Here is an 18,368-nt window from a genome sequence, read left to right as displayed (position 1 = left end):
GCGTATTCTTAAACGGTTCCATCGTCTAAGGAGCCACAATGACCAGTGATATCTCAACCCTTGCGAATTGGATTCGCACCTCTCCTTCGACGGTCTTTTTCGGCGGCGCGGGAGTCTCCACGGAGTCTGGAATTCCGGATTTCCGGGGTGCGAACGGTTTCTACTTCCAAGAGCGCACAATCCCCCTGGAACAGGTACTCAGTATCGATTTCTTTTCAATCCATCCCGAGGCCTATTGGGAGTGGTTTCGCGAGGTGCACAAGCCGGTCGAAGCCAACGCTGCCCACCGCGCACTTGCCACGCTCGAGGCAGATGGGCTTCTCGAGTGCGTCATTACCCAAAATATCGATGGTCTTCACCAGCGTGCCGGTTCCAAACAGGTGTGGGAACTCCACGGAAACTGGGAGCACCTTCTGTGCACCGCTTGTGGGGCCGGCTATCCCCTTTCCTCTATTCCCGAGGCCTTTGAGGAGTTAGTCCCGACCTGTCCTCGCTGCCACGGACAGCTCCGTCCCGATATCGTCATGTACGGCGAAGCACTGAACGAGGACGTCATCAGTGGCGCCGTTCAGGCGATCGTGCACGCTGACTTATTGATCGTTGCTGGAACATCTCTGGTCGTCTATCCCGCTGCCGGACTGCTCAACTATTTCTCGGATTCGCACTTGGTCTTGATGAACGCGACGCCAACGAACGCCGATGCTGACGCAGACCTCATCATCCGCGACCCCGTCGCTCAGTCGTTTGAGCGGATCATGAACGAACTGAAGTAGACACACCAAGCCAGCTACGGCCTCGGGAAGGCGCAAGGCGCCCAAGTAGGCGACAATAGCCCTAGCGACTCAGGAGGAAAGCCATGAACTTCCATTCCCTTTACGACCAGGGCTTTACGCGCGTGGCGGCAGTGACGCTCCCCGTTCATCCCGCACAGCCACTGGCCAATGCTGAAGAAATCATTGCAGCCGCGCGAAGCTGCGATGAACGCGGCGTCTCGATCGCGCTCTTCCCTGAGTTGTGCGTTTCGGGGTATGCAATCGATGATCTTCTCCTTCAAGATGTTCTTCTTGACGAGGTCGAGCGCGCGCTGACCGCCATCATTGCTGCCAGCGCGGATCTTCTCCCCCTGATCGTCGTCGGCGCGCCACTGCGCAAGGGAGCAGTCCTCTACAATTGCGCGGTTGCGATTCACCGCGGCCGCGCACTTGCCGTCATCCCGAAGTCCTATCTTCCGAACTACCGCGAGTTCTACGAAAAGCGTCATTTCGTGACTCCGCCGAGCTTTGATAACGATCTTCTTCAAGCTCCGTGGGCCCCAACAGAGCCCTACACGGGGGACGCTCCCCTATTGCCTTTTGGCTCCGTGACGATCGATGTCACCGATATCCCGGGGCTGTGTGTGGGTATTGAAGTCTGCGAAGACATGTGGGTTCCCGTCACCCCTGCTTCACTCCTCGCACTCTCAGGCGCAACCGTGCTGCTCAACCTGAGCGCCTCCCCCATCACTGTCGGACGAGGCGATGAACGCAAGCTCTTGGCACAGTCGACCTCCGCGCGCTGCGCCTGCGCCTACGTCTACACCGCCGCCGGACCGGGTGAGTCAACGACTGACCTTGCTTGGGACGGGCAGACCCTGATTTACGAGGCCGGCCAGCTTCTTGCCGCCGGGGAGCGTTTCGCCTCGGGAACCCAAATCACCATTGCCGACGTTGATATTGAGCATCTGCGCACCGAGCGCACGCGTCAGAATTCTTTCACCGACAACGCTCAAAAGATGCTTGAGGGCCTCTCAATCCCGCGCCCCTACAGCATTGCCATTGAGATGAACCCTCCGCGAACGGATCTAGGTTTGGAACGCGAAGTCGATCGCTTCCCCTTCGTCCCCGACGACCCGAGCCAGCTGGAGCAGGACTGCTACGAGGCCTACAACATCCAGGTTGCGGGGCTCGCGAAGCGCCTGAGTGCTATTGGACAGCCCAAGGTTGTCATTGGTGTTTCTGGCGGCTTGGATTCAACGCACGCGTTGATCGTTGCGGCTCGCGCTATGGACCTCTTGGGTCGTCCGCGTACAGATATTCTGGGCTACACGCTGCCCGGCTTTGCGACTTCTGCACGCACGAAGACCAATGCGATTGCGCTATGTGAACGATTGGGAGTCTCCTTCAAGGAAATCGATATCACCCCTGCGGCCAGGCAGATGCTGGCCGATATCGATCACCCCTACGCCGATGGCCACGACGACTATGACGTGACTTTTGAAAACGTTCAGGCAGGGCTGCGCACGGACTATCTTTTCCGCCTCGCAAATCACCTGGGCGGTATTGTCTTGGGCACAGGCGACCTGTCAGAGCTTGCACTGGGTTGGTGCACGTACGGTGTCGGCGACCAGATGAGTCACTACGCCGTCAATACCGGTGTCCCCAAGACGATGATCCAGCACCTGATTCGTTGGGTGGTTTCTTCCGGCCAGTTCTCCCCCGAAGTTGGCGAGATTTTGCTGTCGATTCTGGGAACCGAAATTTCTCCCGAGCTCGTCCCAGCAAAGCCCGGACAGAAGATGCAGTCCACGCAGGACAAGATCGGCCCTTACAACCTGCAAGACTTTAACCTGTACTACGTGCTTCGACGTGGAGCTCGTCCGTCCAAGATTGCATTCTTGGCAGAGCAGGCCTGGTCAGATGCTTCTCGCGGCAACTGGCCAGCTGGCTACCCCGAAGAGGACAAGGTTTCATACTCCTTGGACGAGATCGTGAAGTGGGAGCGCCTGTTTATCCGTCGTTATTTCACTCAGCAGTTCAAGCGCAGCGCGCTTCCCAATGGCCCCAAGGTCATGGCTGGCGGATCGCTGTCCCCGCGCGGGGACTGGCGTATGCCTTCGGATGTTTCTGCCGAGGCCTGGCTGCGCGAGTTGGACGGCGCAGTGCAGGGGCTGGTTGAGTAGCGCGATCTGACGGAGTGCCCGTCAAAACAGTGAGATGATCCGCAATAGTTGCTGCAGGTTTCTACGCTCACCTATTTTTATTTAGGTAAGCCTTTCTTCATCAATATGCTTACACACTCGCTACTCTCACATTCTGCTGGAGAAAAACATGTCGCGTAAGCTCCTGTCTCTGACCGCTCTTGGTGCAGCATCGTTGATGGCACTGACCGCCTGCTCAGGGGGCACGGCCTCGTCAAGTCAATCCTCAACAAGCGCTGCAGCAAGCTCAAGCAGCTCTGCGCCCAGCTCTATCACTATCGAATCCGACCAGGGAAACGTTGAAGTTAAGCTGCCCGTCCAGCGCGTTGCATCCCTTGATAACCGCACATTCGAAGTGCTCGAACAGTGGAACGTGCCCTTGGTTGCTGCTCCGAAGAAGCTCATCCCCTCGACCGTCAAGGCATACAACACCGATTCCGTCGCCGACATCGGCATGCACCGCGACCCGAATCTTGAAGCACTTGCGGCATCAAACCCCGATCTGATCATCTCCGGTCAGCGTTTCACTCGATTTGATTCGCAGATTGCGGAAATGAACCCCGGCGTCCCGATGATCAACCTCGAACCGCGCGATGGCAAGCCTCTTAACGAAGAGCTCATCCGTCAGGTCACCGACCTCGGCGAGATTTTTGGACACCAAGAAGACGCGAAGAAGTTGGTCGACGACTTCAACAATGCATTGAACCGCGCAAAGAAGGCTTACGACGGCAAGTCCACCGTCATGGCCGTGGACGTTTCCGGTGGCAACATCGGCTACGTTGCTCCTTCCAAGGGCCGCACATGGGGACCAATCTTCGATCTTTTGGGCCTCAAGCCCGCGCTTGAAGTTCAGGGCAGCACCGACTCTCACACCGGTGATGACATTTCCGTCGAGGCCATCGCTCAGGCAAACCCCGACTGGATCTTCGTTCTTGACCGCGACGCCGCGATTTCCAAGGAAGGCAGCTACACCCCTGCACAATCCGTGATCGATGGGAATGCTGCACTGAAAAATGTCACTGCCCTGACGAAGGGTCAGACGGTTTACGCACCGAATGACACCTACACGAACGAGTCCATCATCACCTACACGGAGATTTTGAACTCGATTGCCGATTCCTTCGAAAAGGCTTCAGCAAATAAGTAAGTTCCCAGTCATTCGTCTGAGAACTCATTCTTAACACAGGGGTGTGTTGGTCCTTTCGAGGGCCAACACACCCACAACACTTATGGCTCAAACTTCTGTGACAAACCAGCACTCACCCCAGGTCCTTAAACGACGAATCGCCCTGCTTGTCTCTGCGTTCATTGTCCTTGGACTTCTTGTTCTTTCGTTGTGCACCGGGGAATATTCGATTCTGTCCCATGATGACGGATGGGACATGTTCATCGCGGTTCGCATCCCGCGGACTGTCGCACTCATACTTTCAGGCGCGGCGATGTCGATGTGTGGTTTGGTCATGCAGATCATTACTCAGAACCGCTTCGCAGAACCCACGACAACGGGAACCACCGAATGGGCAGGCTTGGGATTACTGGCGATTATGATCGTGTACCCCAGCGCATCGGTCCTTCTTCGTATGACGGTCGCAGTTGCCTTTGCCTTCTTGGGAACCATGGTGTTTTTCGCCTTGCTCCGAAGGGTATCTCTGCGTTCTTCACTGCTGGTCCCAATCATGGGAATGATGCTGGGAGCGGTCGTTTCGGCAGTTTCAACCTTCCTTGCCCTTGAGACAAACACTCTTCAAAACCTCAGCGTCTGGTTCCAGGGATCCTTCACGAGCGTCTATACCGGCCAGTATGAAATTCTGTGGATCGTCACGCTTGCTGTTCTTGGCGTGGTCGTTTTAGCCGATCGCCTGACAGCGGTGGGCCTCGGTGAAGACATCGCAACGACCTTAGGCGTGAACTATCACCGCGTGATCCTCATTGCCACTGGGTTAATCGCCTTGGCCACAGGCGTGGTGACCGTTGTCGTTGGTTCCCTGCCTTTCCTTGGACTTGTCGTTCCCAACCTGATCTCTATGGCTCTGGGTGATCATCTTCGCCAAAACCTTCCCTGGGTCTGTCTTGCCGGTGTCGCTCTTGTTACGATCGCTGATCTTCTGGCGCGGACGATCATTTCGCCCTTCGAGATGCCCGTGTCTGTCATCTTGGGGATTGTCGGCGCCTTCGTTTTTATCGCACTCATCCTGCGCCAAAGCCGCAGAGGAGGATTGCAATGAAGCGCTCTTCATCTTCGTCTTCCTTTGTCAATTCGTCTGCGCGGCGACGCTGGTGGTTGCTCTTTGCCGCGACACTGATCGTTGCGGCCATTTGCTGTGTTGGTCTATTGCTGTGGAAGAATCCCGTTCCTGTCACCAGCCCAAAGTTTTGGCCGATCGCCAGAAGACGCGCGTTTTCCATCCTTGCAATCGCGGTTGTCGCCATATGTCAGGGCCTTGCGACCGTCGCCTTCCAAACCGTTGCGGGCAATCGGATTATCACCCCCTCGATCCTCGGTTTTGAATCTCTGTACCGCGTGATCAATACATCCGTGATTTTCTTTGCCGGTGTTGCTGGGTTTAACGCTGCACAGAACCTACCGATGTTCATCTTCCAACTGGCCATCATGGTTCTCTTCACTCTGCTTCTCTATTCGTGGCTTCTGACCAGCCAACATGCGTCAATGCACGCAATGCTCTTGATTGGAGTGATGCTGGGGGCAGGCCTTGGATCCGTTGCCACCTTCATGCAGAGATTATTGACCCCCAGCGAATTCGACGTCTTGACCGCCCGTTTATTCGGCTCGATCTCAAACGCCGATCGCGCCTACTACCCCGTTGCTCTCCCCATCGTTGCTATCGCAGCGGTATCCCTTTTCCTTTTGTCGAACCGACTCAACGTCATCGCATTAGGGCGCGAAACCGCCACTAACCTCGGCCTCAATCACAAACAAACCAGCATCATCGTGTTGGTTCTGGTTTCACTGCTGATCGCCACATCGACCGCGCTAGTTGGCCCAATGACTTTCCTGGGCTTCTTGATAGCAACGCTTTCCTATCAATTCTCACCAACCAGCGATCACAAATACTTATTCGCAATGTCGGTTGCCCTGGGACTGGCGGTTCTTTCCGCTTCATATTTCTTGATGAACCATGTCTTTAACGCTCAGGGTGTTGTCTCAATCATTATTGAATTTATCGGTGGCTTGGCCTTCATCGTGACAATTCTGAAGAAGGGGCGTCTATGATTCAGCTCAATACAGTCGCGAAGCATTATTCCGAGGCCGTCCGCATCGGTCCCGTTAGCCTTGAGCTCCCGCGCGGTGGAATCACCGCCCTTGTCGGCCCGAACGGCGCCGGAAAGTCAACGCTTCTGACCATGATTGGCCGCCTCCTTGGCATCGACGAAGGCACAATTACAGTTGGCGGTGCGGATGTATCAACAACAAAGTCGAAGGAATTGGCGAAGATCTTGTCTATTCTTCGCCAAGAGAACCACTTCGTCTCGCGCCTGACTGTTCGCCAGCTTGTCGCCTTCGGTCGTTTCCCTCACAGCCATGGGCATCTCAACGCCCAGGATGAAGACATCATTACTCGCTATATCAATTTCTTGGGACTCGATTCGATAGAAACGCGTTATCTCGACCAGCTCTCTGGTGGACAGCGTCAACGGGCCTACGTTGCGATGGTTTTATGCCAGGAAACGGACTACATCCTTCTTGATGAGCCGCTCAATAATCTGGATATTGCACGCAGTGTTGAAATGATGAAACTGCTCAGGCGGGCCGCTGAAGAATTTAAACGCACGATCGTCATTGTTCTTCACGACATTAATTTTGCGGCTCGCTACGCCACGCGCATCGTTGCGCTCAAGGATGGCACTGTCGCTTACCAGGGCACTCCCGAAGAGATCATGACTGACCAGGTGCTCACTGATGTCTTCGATACCCCGGTTCACGTGATCACAACTGAAGACGGGCCTCTTGCGAGCTATTTCTAGGTCTTAACGCGCTTTTCGCGCGCGAACAGAGGCGAAACTGTTGAGGGGGTGAAGGCCTAGGCCTTCACCCCCTCAACAACCGCAAAGTATTTTTACTTCTTGGGTGCACGCTCGCGCGAGTCAAGCATGAAAAGCGCCAACTTCGAGGGCTCCAATGCGCGCACTGCATGCGGGAGGCGTGTTCCAAAGTGGATGACATCACCGGGACGCAGAATCACTGTACGGCCATCAGCTGTGATTTCCAGAGCACCCTCGAGGGTCTGAAGAATGACGGGCATTGCCGCGGTGTGCTCACTGAGAATCTCATCCTTATCGAAGGAGAAGAGCACCAGACGCATTCCTTCACAGTGCATGACGGTGCGCGAAACCGTTGCTCCCTCATTGACCTGAATCATGGACGCAATGTCTTGAACATCGGTCATGATCGGCACGGGGACCTCAAGATTGGTGTCGTCACTGAGCGTCATTGGTGTTTCCTTCCAGTGGCTTGTGGGCCACGATTGTCACCCCGCACATTGAGTCTTGATAGGTGCGGAAAGTCTTTCTCATTCCTAGCACACGGGCCCGCAGCTCTCGATCCGAAAGAACATTTCGAATGATTCGCAGTGTCTGTGCAAAGCCTTCGTCGCGGACATTGCGCGAGAAATCAAGCAGAGCCATCGGCGCGGTTTGGATCGTTTCAACCACGAGGCCGCACTCCTCCAGTAGTTCCGCCCACTGCTCGCAGGTCAGCGGGCGCGCGTTCACGTGAATAGCTCGCGCAAGATCTTGACGAATCCGCGTGTGCAATTCTTCGTCGATGTTGTCAGGTTGGACGGCAAGCTCATGGATCGCATAGCGTCCTCCCGGTGCCAACAGCCGCACGGCCTCGGAAATGATAGCTTTCTTGGACTTCTCCCCCTGCATGGTCAGCATCGCTTCACCAACAACAACATCGGCAGACCCAGACTCCAGTCCGGTGTCGGAGGCATCAGCGTTAATCACCGTCCCCCGTGTGCCGACCAACTCGCTCACGTGTTTTGCAGCAACCGGATCCTTGTCGACCCCGGTGTACGAGGCCGGGCGCGCAGCGAGAATCTCCGTTGCGGTACGTCCAAGCCCAGGAGCGAACTCAACAACGCGTGCGCCGGTCAGGCGCGCATTGGAAAGCATCTGGAGGGTCAGTTCCAGCCCTCCGGGACGCAGAACGCGTTTGCCGACGCGAGCGAGTACCCAGTGTCCGGGAGCGTTTGAGGCCGGGCGTTGTGAAATGGGAAGAGCATCGTCAGTCATGGCTTTTCCTCTCACTCGAAGAGCTTCTGGCCGACGTAGGTGTCATTCTCACGCACTCCGGGGAGCATGAGGTAAACACCCGACGCCAAGTGCTGGAGGTACTCGGTCAGTTGATCGCTCTTCATCTTCGCCAAAACGGGGATAAAGCCCTCTGCAGGGTTGCGCACGTAGGCAACGAAGAACAGTCCCGCGTCCAAGCGCCCCAAGTAGTCCACGCCCTCGAGGTAGTTGTATCCGCGTCGCAGCATGCGCCGCCCCGAGTTGTTATTTGGGTTCATCATGGCGACGTGAGAGTCCGGGGCAATAGCCAAGCCGGAGGAACCAACAGTGGGGTTACCCTCTTGTCCTTCCTTCGCAAAATCAGGGTTGGTGAATTCTTCACCGCCCGACAGAGGTGCCCCGTGGATCTTGTCGCGCCCGATGATCTGTTCTTGTTCGGCCAGGACCAGTTCGTCCCAGACCTCCATCATCATCTTGATTTTGCGCACGCACATGTAGGATCCACCGGCAGCCCATGAGCCCTGATCGTCACCGGCTTGGATCCACAGGTGCTTATCCAATTCGGCTTGAGAGTCTTCGGCCTTGATGTTGGATGTTCCATCCTTGAAGCCAAATAGATTACGAGGCGTTTCCTGAGACTTCGAGGTCGATGAAGTTCTCCCGTATCCCAGTTGCGTCCAGCGCATGGTCGCGCGACCAAAAGCGATACGCGTGAGGTTGTGGAGGGCGTGAAGATTCACCATGGGGTCTTCGGAACAGGCCTGGATGATGAGGTCTCCACCGCCGCGCTTGGGGTCGAGCTTTTCTGCTGCCATGGGAGGAATTCCATCACGCAGGGCAACGGGAAGTTTATCGCCAAGACCAAAGCGATCTCGGCCCTCGTCATCGATGAACAAGGTTTTGCCAACCCCGAAGGTGATGGTGAGGCCTGCAGGACCAAGCCCCATCGATTCACCGGTATCGGCCGGCGCCTTCGTCAGGGAAGTTGTGTAGTCCTTGACGAGTTCGCCATGAGTCAGGCGTTCAGCGGCCAAGGTCCAGTCTTGGAGAAGCTCAATGAGCGTATCACGGTTCGTAGTCGTTAAGTCGAATGCGGCAGTGTGCATCTGCTGCTGAGCTGGGGTAATGATTCCCTGCTGATGTTCACCACGGAACTCGTAGGTCTTCTTCATGACATCGGAATCGATGCCATCACCCGCGTGGCGACCGAGGGCAAATCCGCCGCCACCGCCCAGCCCAAGAGTAAGTGCACCGAGGCCGGCTAATCCTAAAAATTGGCGACGCGAGAGTCCTTCTTTGGTGCCCTCGTGGTCGGCATTGCCATTGTTTTCAGCTGTTTCGTGATGCTGAGTCATGACTGGGTCCTTAAATGACAGATGGATTTTAATGATGCGGTTGGGCGTGGCGCCCCTCCGAAGTGCGCCACGCCCAACTTGCCGTGTTCAGTGATTACTGAACGATTGCTGCGGTCAGCTGAGCCAAGGGAAGGCGCAGCGCGTTGACCTTGTCGGAAAGGGCCTTGCGGCCTGCCTCGTCAATGGTGTCGTAGGAAACGTATCCGTCGCCGTCCTTGTGCTTATCCAGCTCGTGCTGAAGCTCGGTGAAGGCATCGGAGATCTTTCCAGCCAGCTTGGGGTCCTTTGCCTTCGCAAGATCTTCAACCTCGCCGTAGGCAACCTTGGCGCCCTCGACATTGGTAACGAAGTCGTAGAGATCAGTGTGAGAGAAGGCTTCTTCTTCACCGGTGATCTTCGTGGTTGCGACCTCTTCAAGCAGTGAGATCGCGCCGTTGGAGATATCGGACAGGGAGATCTTGAAGTTGTCCGAGTAAACCAGATCGTAGAGCTTTTGAGTGTCCTCAACCAGCTTATCGGCCATCTTTGAACGCTTGTCCTCGCTCAGACCCTGGTAGCCATCCGGGCGCCACAGGTCCTTTTCTATCGCGTGCCAACCGGTCCATTCACCGTCAGCACCTTCTTCCTGCCAGTCAGCTTCGCGCTGGTCAAGAGCAGGATCGATGTCACCAAAGGCCTCGGCAGTGGGCTCAATGCGCTCGTAGTACATACGCGCGGGAGCGTATGCCTTGCGAGCCGCATCGAAATCGCCCTTCTTGTACAGCTCAGCAAAGGACTTGGTTTGCTCCAGGAGCTGACCGGACTGATCACGGACGTATGCGGTGTAGTTCGTGACGGCGGCGTCGATCTGTGCCTGCTCGTCCGAGCTCACCTCGACGGGCTTTCCAGAGTCGGTCACGGTGAACTCAGTTGCGCCGACAAGTGCGCCAACCATGTTCTTCTTGCAGGCGGTGAAGTACTTTCCGGGCTGCAGGGTCACGGTGTAATCAACCGAGGTTCCGGGGCCCAAGTTTTCGCGTTCGCCGACAATGCGGAGCTTATCTTCGGCAAGGATTTCGAACTCATTGCGAACGGTTCCGTTGTTCGTCAGCTTGAAGTTCACGACACCGGAAGGCACGCTTGCGGCAGAGACCTTGCAGGTGTCATCGGTGATGGTCACGGTCAGGGGTGCGTCGCTTGCGCCCGCACTTCCCGAGGCCGAGGTGCTTGAGGGGTTGTTGGCGACACAAGCGCTCAAACCCAGTGCTGAAACAGCCGCAACTCCAATGACGAGGCGCGCGCGGGAGGCGTTCATTTTTCTCCTTGTGGGGTGTGGTGTTGTGAGCCGATCATCCCGGAACGCACCAGGAAAAGCGGCAGAATAATGACGATGTAGAGCACCCAGCCGATGAGCTGCAGGTGGGTGGGGGCGGCATTGACGTTGAACATTGCTTCCAGAAGCGTCCACCACCACGAGGATGTGGTCAGCCATGAGTAGACCGAGCCGTCCAGGTATGCGGTGATGTCATAGATGGGGGTTCCCCATCCCGGAATCACCGAGGCTTCCTGAAGGTCGCCAATGCCGTAGGAAACGATTCCTGCAGCGACGAAAATCAGAAGAAGACCGGTGATATTGAAGAAGATTGAAAGGTTAATTCGAGCTGCGCCGGTGTAGATGAGCCAGCCGATAATAACGGCAACGACAAGACCGGTCACAACACCAAGAGCGGGCGCTGCAATTGCATTTTCGGCAGAAGATTTGATTGTTGCCCATACGAAGAGCGCGGTTTCAATGCCTTCCCGCGCAACTGCAATGAAGGCAATCCATACGACTCCCCACTCCGAGCCAGATGCAAGTTGTGCTGCCGTATCCTCACGAAGCTTGCGCGCAAATTCACGCGAATTTGAACTCATCCAGAGGATCATCCAGGTCACCATGGCGACCGCAACAAGTGAGAGCGTTCCTCCCAGAATTTCCTGAGCCTGGAATGACAGCGTGTAGGGCCCCCAGGTCATGATCGCACCAAGGCTTAAGGGCAGCGCTGCGGCAATGATGACGCCAAACCAAACTTTGGGGAGCAGGTTTCTGCGTCCAACCTTCACCAGGTATGCCGCTACAACTCCGACGATCAGTGCCGCTTCGACACCCTCTCTGAGGGCAATCAGGAAGTTCGCGAGGAACATTTATCTCCCAACCGAATGATTTACGACAACCATTCATAACCTAATTAACTGAACTTAGGATAACCTGTGTTACCTATGTACGCCCCCTTTCGTTGTCTTTCTCACGCTAAACAGACGAAAGGCGGTGTAGGCTCATCCCAGGAATGCCGCCCAAGAAGGAGAAAACATGCGTCCCATCCACTGGATCATCGTCTTGATCGTTGTCCTTGTTCTTTTTGGCGCTCAAAAGCTCCCCGACTTGGCGCGATCCATCGGCAAGAGCGCAAAAATCCTCAAAGAGGAAATGAACGACCTGTCTCAAGACTCCTCATCCACCAGCGAGCAGACATCTACGTCTGAGCCTGAAAACACAGATTCGTCGAAGTAATTCCCCTCTCAACGCGCCATCATTTCGCTGCGAACCAATGACCCGGGCTGATTCTGACGCATATATGTCATTGACGCGCCACCTCCTCGAGCTGCGCGCGCGGCTTCTGCTCAGTCTTGCAGGCATCCTCGTTGGAGCAATCGGCGCGTGGTTCCTCTACACTCCGGCAACCACGTGGCTCACGCGTCCACTCGCCTCAGCCGGGGCCTCGGGAATCAACTTCCGCACAATCATCGGCCCCTTTTCGACCCACATCACCTTCGCGCTCTGGGCAGGCTTCATCCTGACAACTCCGTGGTGGCTGACCCAACTTTGGCTCTTCATCGCCCCCGCTCTGACGCGCACGGAAAAACGACGCACCGCACTGATCGCAATTCCCAGCGCGATTCTTTTCCTTGCGGGAGTCGCCTCGGCGCTGTGGTTTCTCCCCCACGCGGTCAGCCTTTTACTTTCTGAGCTTCCCCAAGGCACCTCCGCGCTGCTGGATTTTGATTCCTATATCAGCTTCGTCGTGATCCTGACCTTGGTGATCGGCGCGTCGTTCCTTTTCCCCATGATCATTATTGGGATTCACGCCTTGGGACTTGCCTCAACTGGGCAGATCCTTCGCCATTGGCGCTGGGCTGTTGTGGGGGCGACCGTCTTCGCCGCGATTACAAATCCGCTTCCCGACCTGTGGTCGATGATTCTTCAGATGTGCGCGCTTCTGGCTCTGTATTTTGGGGCGATTGGGGTGTGCTGGCTGCGCGATCTTCTTGCGCGGCGCCGTCAGCGTAAGCGCGAAGCTGCGCCATCGCTTGATCCGACTGCTGCCTGAACGAGGCGGTGAGCGCTTGGTAACGCCTGCGCACATCGATGATGCGCCGCGCTGCTTCACTCATTCCTTTGGGGCCTAGAACCGCAAGGACGACCACAGCGATGATGATCGCTTCGGGTCCACTGATTCCAAGAAAGTCCATGTCTTCACTTTTGCACGCGTAGCTGCCTGGGGGCAAGCACAAGGGAGCTTGCCATCAATGCAAGGCCGGCGGCGGGAATGACCAGCATTGCTGCCAGCAGAGACGTGTGCTGAACCAAAACACCGACAAGAGGCGGTGCGACAAGAAAAGCCAAGCGCCCCAACCAAGAGACAATCGTGAGGCCAACCGCGGGATCCATTCCGCGGATATCGTGAGCGGCATTGTAGGCCAGAGGTACCGAGGCCGAGGCCCCAATTCCCGCCGTCGCAAAACCGAACAGCAGGGCTGGGGTTGTTCCGATAAGCAGTCCGCCTCCCATCCCGGCAAGGATGAGCGCTCCCCCACCCGCTACGACTGCTCGCGGGCCAAATCTACCGACCAGGGGATCTGCAATAAAGCGCCCGAGGGCGTGAGTCGATAACAGAACAACGTATCCGCTACCCGCGAGCGCCGCGCCTGTATTCGCGTAATCACGCATAAAAAGCGTCGCCCAACTAAATCCAGCGTCCTCGATGAGCATTCCGGAAATACATAAAACAACAAGCAATCCCAACACGATTGCTGGCGCCAACGGACGAGTTCTGACACGAGAGAGATCCTCTCGGTCTGTTTCTTCGGAGTTGTCGGGGTCTACGCCAGGAAGGGTGAAGGGAAGGACAAGTAATCCCAACGCAATGCAACCCAAAGAGGCAATAACGGCGCGTACGGACGCCCCCTACATCTGGATCACGGGCGGGGCTCAGCTCTACGCGCAGACCCTTCCCCTCCTGGACGAGGCCGTGGTGACCGACCTGGAGCTGGACGTGGCCGCGAGCGCGCCCGAGGGATCGACCTTCGTATACGCGCCGCCGCTGGATCCGGCGCTGTGGCGCAGGGACGAGGAGCGCAGTGACGCGCAGTGGCGTGAGCGCTCCGGGGACGCTCGCTGGAAGGTGAGCACCTGGGTGCAGCGCTAAGCGACGCTCCCCCCGCTTCGATACCTGTCCGGCAAGGCCCCGCGCATCGCGCGGGGCCTTCGTCGTAGGATGCACTGTGCCCTCATCACCTTTGCTGACGAATCCGACGCTGCGCGCGCTCGTGGCGATCGCGCTGTTTACGTACACGGCGCAGAACATGCTCAACGTGTCGATCGCTCCCCTGTCGCGCGCTCTGAACCTGCCCGAGTGGATCGTGGGCGCGGCCGTGTCCTTGGCGGCCGCCGCGGTGACGGCGCTCAGCCAGTTCTGGGGGCGCCGCTCGATCGCCTGGGGGCGCAGGCGCGTCATCCTGTTGGCGCTGTTCTTGGCACTCACGGCGGGCACGCTCTTTTCCGCGGCTGTGTGGGCGCGAGCGGCCGGTTACATCGGCGCTTTCCTCGCGGCGGGCGCCATCATGGCGGCGCGCGGCCCCTTCTTCGGAGCGGCCGTCGCGGCTATCCCGCCGACGGGCCAGGCCCTCGTCGCCGAGGTGACCCCCGACGAGGCCTCGCGCGTGCGCGGCACGTCCGCGTTTTCCGGTGCGATCAACCTGTCAGTCATGGTCGGCTCCCTCGTCTCCTCGGCACTGGGAGCCTGCTGGATCTTCGGCCCCGTGCACGCCACCCCGATTTTCGTCCTCATCGCCCTGGCCATCGCCCTGTTCTGGCTGCCCCGCGACGGAGCATCGACGCGCCCAAGGAGGAGCCTGCCCCGCCTGACGGCCAGGAACACGGAATCCGAGCAAGCGGCCCCGGCCTCGTCGACTGAACCGGTGACAAATTACGCGAGCGGTGCGACGGCCACCGCCGACCTACCCCCGCGCGTGCGGTGGACCGACCGGCGCATCGCCCCGTGGATCGCTTCGGTGTTCGGCATCTACTTTGCGAACGGCGTCGTTCAGATCACGATGGGTTTTCTCGTCCAGGATCGCGGCGGACTCGATCCCGCGCCCGCCGTCTCCGTGACCGCCCTCATGCTGCTGGCCAACGCCGCTGGCGCCATGCTCATGCAGCTGATCGTCGTGCCGCGCCTGGGGTGGAGTCCGCGCAGACTGCTGCGCGCCGGCATGACGCTCGCCCTCGTGGCCCTCACGTGCCTGACGATCGCGCCGTCGCTGTGGGCGCTGGCTGTCTCAACGTTCGCGATGGGCGTCGCCTCGGGCATGGCCTCCCCCGGCTACTCGGCGGGCGCATCCCTGGCGGTGAGCGCACGCGAGCAGGGCGGCATCGCCGGCGTCATCAACGCGACCGGCGCGATCACGTGGATCGTGGCCCCCGTGAGCGCCACGGCCCTGTACGGCTGGATGCCGCTGTCGCCCTTCGCGCTGGCACTCTCACTGGTCGCGCTGTCGTGCGCGTGCGCCTGGTGGCTCCTGCACCGAGCGGACATCGGGGCACGCGCGCGCGACTAGGACGAGTGCCCCACACCTCACAGCGCGCGCGGCGCTATCCTAGGAGGGTACGTAAGCCCTACGCGAAGGAGCCACCTGTGGCACAAGAAACCCGTACCGAATCAGATTCGATGGGAACCGTTGAGGTTGCCGCAGATCGTTACTGGGGAGCACAGACCGAACGTTCACTGCACAATTTCGACATCGGCCGTAATACTTTCGTCTGGGGCCGCCCTATGGTGCGCGCACTGGGAACGCTGAAGAAGGCTGCGGCACTGGCAAACGCCGAGCTGGGAGAACTGCCCCAAGATATTGCAGACCTGATTGCACGCGCAGCCGATGAGGTCATTGAGGGCAAGCTCGACGACCACTTCCCGCTGGTTGTCTTCCAAACCGGTTCGGGTACTCAGTCCAATATGAATGCCAACGAAGTGATCTCGAACCGCGCCATCGAGCTTGCGGGTGGCGTCATGGGATCCAAGACTCCCGTTCACCCGAACGATCACGTTAACCGCGGCCAGTCCTCAAATGACACCTTCCCCACCGCAATGCACATTGCCGTGGTCCAGGAGCTCCAGGCCATGTACCCGCGCGTCGAGCAGCTGCGCAACACCCTGGACAAGAAGTCGAAGGAATACGCCGACGTCGTCATGGTTGGCCGCACCCACCTGCAGGATGCAACGCCTATCACCTTGGGCCAGGTTATTTCCGGCTGGGTTGCACAGATCGATTTCGCACTTGATGGCATTCACTACGCGGATTCTCGTGCACGCGAACTAGCAATTGGCGGAACCGCGGTGGGAACCGGCCTCAATGCTCACCCCGCATTCGGCCAGCTGGCTGCCAAGAAGATTTCTGAGGAAACCGGCATTGAGTTCAAGCAGGCCTCGAACCTGTTTGCAGCTCTTGGTGCACACGACGCACTGGTACTGGTGTCTGGCGCACTGCGTGTTCTGGCAGATGCACTCATGAAGATCGCCAACGATGTTCGCTGGTACGCTTCCGGTCCGCGCGACGGCATCGGTGAGCTCATCATCCCCGAAAACGAGCCCGGATCGTCGATCATGCCCGGTAAGGTCAACCCGACCCAGTGCGAGGCCATGACCATGGTTGCGACCCAGGTCTTTGGCAACGACGCAACCGTTGGCTTCGCTGGTTCTCAGGGCAACTTCCAGCTCAATGTTTTCAAGCCCGTCATGGCATGGAATGTTCTGGAATCAATCCGCCTGCTGGGTGATGCCTGCGTTTCCTTCGATATCCACTGTGCATACGGCATCGAGCCGAACCACGAAAAGATTCAGCACCACTTGGATATCAACCTGATGCTGGTCACCGCACTGAACCGCCACATCGGTTATGACAAGGCCTCAAAGATCGCGAAGAACGCCCACCACAAGGGCATCTCGCTTCGCGAGTCTGCTCTGGAGCTTGGTTTCGTCACGCCCGAAGAATTCGATGCATGGGTTGTTCCCGCAGATATGACCCACCCCAGCGCCGCTGACAAGTAAGCCTGCTGGGTATTACTCGCAACTATGCCCCGGTTTGGTTTCCTTCCAAACCGGGGCATTTTTCTGCACGGTAGAATAGAAACATAAATCTTGAAGGAAAGAGGATTCTCGTGGCACTTTTCGAGCGTCAAACCGACGGTGGCTTCATTGTTGCACTTCCATTTGAGAATGCGTTTCCTTTACTGGTTCAAGAGATACAAAAACTGGGGTGGGGAGTTCATATGGTTGCCCCCACGACCGGCCACATTAAGGCAACAACCGATATGTCCATGTTGACCTACGGTGAAACGATTTGGATCTCAGCCTTCTCCATCCCGCAGGGCACATCGGTAGCAATGCGCGTTGAAGCCACGGGTTTTGCTCCCGCATTCCAGGGGAAGCAGAATCGCAAGAACATCAAAAAGCTTCGCGATAGCATTTCAGTCTTCGCCCAGACCTTTGATGCCCAATAACTATTGCTCCCACACCAGACCTGTGACGCTCAATCACTTTTACTTCCACGTGAGCTACGGGAAGATTAGTACACTTTCGATTGACTGAAATCACAGACTTTCTCTACCCGGGCTACGTATCGCCGTTCTAGTAGCCGGTTTACTTGCGGCTATTTTCCTGCCCTTCACAGCAATCTGGAACCGTTCAGCAGCGGACGGGGCATCTTACTCGCGCAATCTGGGCTACGCCCTTGTCATGGCATTGATTCTTCTCAGCCCATCTGTCACGGTTCTGCTGATCGATTCGGCAGCTTAATAGGCAGAACCTTTTTTATTTCGTGGGACGACACTTCGTGGCGTCCCACTTTTATGCCCTGATCTGCATAAAAGACTCTTGACAAGAGCTCAAGAGCGCGAGAATAATAATTCATGGATGCACCAAAGAATCGCTGCATGCCACCTGTGATTTCGTCGCGGATTTCCCGTCACCGCCAACTTGGCACCCGATTTTTACCCTTGCCTTCAAGGACACATTATGAAAATCATCGACGAGAAGAGATCATCACTCGATAGCTTGATCTACGTCTTATTCTTCCTTGGCACCCTTGGAATCGTCTTTTCATTGAAGGGAATGTACAGCGATCAGCCGATGTCGTGGCTCTCCAAGCCACTCGCATGGGGCATCATCATTGGGTTTGCATTAACTCTTGCGGGATTGATCCTCAGGCTGGCGAATCTGGTCCAACTTTCACGGTCAATCCGCTGGATTGCGATCGCCTACAACTTCGCAATTCCATTCGTAACTCTGGGAGTTCTGATTGGAACCTTCCAGATGAACGCAATGCCCAGTTTTGGCGCATTCCTCAATGAATACAGCGATGTCATCACAGCGCCAGCTCTACTGCCATGGCTGTTCGCGGGCACTCTTCTCTCCACCCTTTTCCTTCCATACAGGATGGGAGAACTCAAGTCCCACACGCCAACTTTCGGCTCGGAAAGCGAAAAGACAGCATAGGTGAACACCTGT

The 18,368-nt window shown here is 57.1% G+C and carries 18 protein-coding genes and 2 pseudogenes; 13 read left to right on the top strand and 7 right to left on the bottom strand.

The genetic code is table 11. The annotated features are described in order from the left end of the window. The first annotated feature begins 38 nt into the window (after nucleotides 1–38). From ADG72_RS07615 to ADG72_RS07590, 6 genes are all read left to right on the top strand, one after another. Nucleotides 39–773, top strand: a complete 735-nt coding sequence (locus ADG72_RS07615; RefSeq protein ID WP_048714056.1) for an NAD-dependent protein deacylase — start codon at nucleotides 39–41, stop codon at nucleotides 771–773. Nucleotides 774–856: 83 nt separating this feature from the next. Continuing rightward, the gene (locus ADG72_RS07610) at nucleotides 857–2,938 is read left to right on the top strand and encodes an NAD(+) synthase (protein ID WP_048714053.1); all 2,082 of its coding nucleotides are present in this window, start codon (nucleotides 857–859) and stop codon (nucleotides 2,936–2,938) included. Nucleotides 2,939–3,086: 148 nt separating this feature from the next. Further along, nucleotides 3,087–4,103, top strand: a complete 1,017-nt coding sequence (locus tag ADG72_RS07605) for a siderophore ABC transporter substrate-binding protein (RefSeq protein ID WP_048714052.1) — start codon at nucleotides 3,087–3,089, stop codon at nucleotides 4,101–4,103. Nucleotides 4,104–4,185: 82 nt separating this feature from the next. Then, entirely contained in the window at nucleotides 4,186–5,181 is a 996-nt protein-coding gene (locus tag ADG72_RS07600; RefSeq protein ID WP_048714047.1) for an ABC transporter permease, read from the top strand. Beyond that, entirely contained in the window at nucleotides 5,178–6,188 is a 1,011-nt protein-coding gene (locus tag ADG72_RS07595; protein WP_048714044.1) for an iron chelate uptake ABC transporter family permease subunit, read from the top strand. Before ADG72_RS07600 ends, ADG72_RS07595 begins: the two co-directional genes overlap by 4 nt. Next, entirely contained in the window at nucleotides 6,185–6,940 is a 756-nt protein-coding gene (locus ADG72_RS07590) for an ABC transporter ATP-binding protein (RefSeq protein ID WP_048714041.1), read from the top strand. Before ADG72_RS07595 ends, ADG72_RS07590 begins: the two co-directional genes overlap by 4 nt. 92 nt (nucleotides 6,941–7,032) lie before the next feature. Here the strand turns inward: ADG72_RS07590 and ADG72_RS07585 are convergent, their stop codons facing one another. From ADG72_RS07585 to efeU, 5 genes are all read right to left on the bottom strand, one after another. Further along, on the bottom strand, nucleotides 7,033–7,407 hold the full coding sequence (locus tag ADG72_RS07585; RefSeq protein WP_048714038.1) for a cupin domain-containing protein: 375 nt from the start codon (nucleotides 7,405–7,407) through the stop codon (nucleotides 7,033–7,035). After that, on the bottom strand, nucleotides 7,394–8,212 hold the full coding sequence (locus ADG72_RS07580; protein WP_048714035.1) for a class I SAM-dependent methyltransferase: 819 nt from the start codon (nucleotides 8,210–8,212) through the stop codon (nucleotides 7,394–7,396). The genes ADG72_RS07585 and ADG72_RS07580 overlap by 14 nt, the downstream gene beginning before the upstream one ends. A gap of 11 nt (nucleotides 8,213–8,223) precedes the next feature. Next, the gene (efeB, locus tag ADG72_RS07575) at nucleotides 8,224–9,567 is read right to left on the bottom strand and encodes an iron uptake transporter deferrochelatase/peroxidase subunit (RefSeq protein WP_048714034.1); all 1,344 of its coding nucleotides are present in this window, start codon (nucleotides 9,565–9,567) and stop codon (nucleotides 8,224–8,226) included. 94 nt (nucleotides 9,568–9,661) lie between these two features. Then, nucleotides 9,662–10,861 carry an iron uptake system protein EfeO gene (efeO, locus tag ADG72_RS07570; protein WP_048714031.1) on the bottom strand — a complete coding sequence of 400 codons (1,200 nt, stop codon included), beginning with the start codon at nucleotides 10,859–10,861 and terminating at the stop codon, nucleotides 9,662–9,664. Beyond that, complete coding sequence (gene efeU / locus ADG72_RS07565) at nucleotides 10,858–11,730, bottom strand: iron uptake transporter permease EfeU (protein ID WP_048714028.1); 873 nt, start codon at nucleotides 11,728–11,730, stop codon at nucleotides 10,858–10,860. The genes efeO and efeU overlap by 4 nt, the downstream gene beginning before the upstream one ends. A 166-nt stretch (nucleotides 11,731–11,896) precedes the next feature. Here efeU and tatA point away from each other — a divergent pair, with 166 nt between their 5' ends. Together tatA and tatC are read left to right on the top strand one after the other, a co-directional pair. Next, nucleotides 11,897–12,097 carry a Sec-independent protein translocase subunit TatA gene (gene tatA / locus ADG72_RS07560; RefSeq protein ID WP_019126448.1) on the top strand — a complete coding sequence of 67 codons (201 nt, stop codon included), beginning with the start codon at nucleotides 11,897–11,899 and terminating at the stop codon, nucleotides 12,095–12,097. Nucleotides 12,098–12,134: 37 nt separating this feature from the next. Beyond that, entirely contained in the window at nucleotides 12,135–12,914 is a 780-nt protein-coding gene (tatC, locus tag ADG72_RS07555; RefSeq protein WP_009408876.1) for a twin-arginine translocase subunit TatC, read from the top strand. 58 nt (nucleotides 12,915–12,972) lie between these two features. Here tatC and ADG72_RS08915 read toward each other — a convergent pair. Both ADG72_RS08915 and ADG72_RS07550 read right to left on the bottom strand, forming a co-directional pair. Next, nucleotides 12,973–13,056, bottom strand: a pseudogene (locus ADG72_RS08915) (hypothetical protein); the annotation flags it as partial. Nucleotides 13,057–13,060: 4 nt separating this feature from the next. After that, a complete protein-coding gene (locus ADG72_RS07550) occupies nucleotides 13,061–13,726 on the bottom strand; it encodes a hypothetical protein (protein WP_239667700.1) in 666 nt (221 codons plus the stop codon). 25 nt (nucleotides 13,727–13,751) lie between these two features. On the opposite strand from ADG72_RS07550, the pseudogene ADG72_RS08640 reads away from it, so the two are divergent. From ADG72_RS08640 to ADG72_RS07525, 5 genes and pseudogenes are all read left to right on the top strand, one after another. Beyond that, a pseudogene (locus ADG72_RS08640) lies at nucleotides 13,752–14,012 on the top strand (dihydrofolate reductase); the annotation flags it as partial. 76 nt (nucleotides 14,013–14,088) lie between these two features. Next, a complete protein-coding gene (locus ADG72_RS07540; protein ID WP_048714025.1) occupies nucleotides 14,089–15,423 on the top strand; it encodes an MFS transporter in 1,335 nt (444 codons plus the stop codon). Nucleotides 15,424–15,500: 77 nt separating this feature from the next. Further along, entirely contained in the window at nucleotides 15,501–16,910 is a 1,410-nt protein-coding gene (gene fumC, locus ADG72_RS07535) for a class II fumarate hydratase (protein WP_048714022.1), read from the top strand. Between the two features lie 110 nt (nucleotides 16,911–17,020). Further along, nucleotides 17,021–17,362, top strand: coding sequence for a hypothetical protein (locus tag ADG72_RS07530; protein ID WP_019126454.1), 342 nt, complete (start codon nucleotides 17,021–17,023; stop codon nucleotides 17,360–17,362). Nucleotides 17,363–17,876: 514 nt separating this feature from the next. Then, entirely contained in the window at nucleotides 17,877–18,356 is a 480-nt protein-coding gene (locus ADG72_RS07525) for a hypothetical protein (protein WP_048714018.1), read from the top strand. The last annotated feature ends 12 nt before the right edge of the window (nucleotides 18,357–18,368 follow it).

The organism is Trueperella pyogenes, from assembly GCF_001070855.1.
GTDB lineage: Bacteria > Actinomycetota > Actinomycetes > Actinomycetales > Actinomycetaceae > Pauljensenia > Pauljensenia pyogenes_A.
The sequence above is the reverse complement of the archived record's forward strand: the minus strand, read 5'-3'. Positions and strand labels throughout refer to the sequence as shown.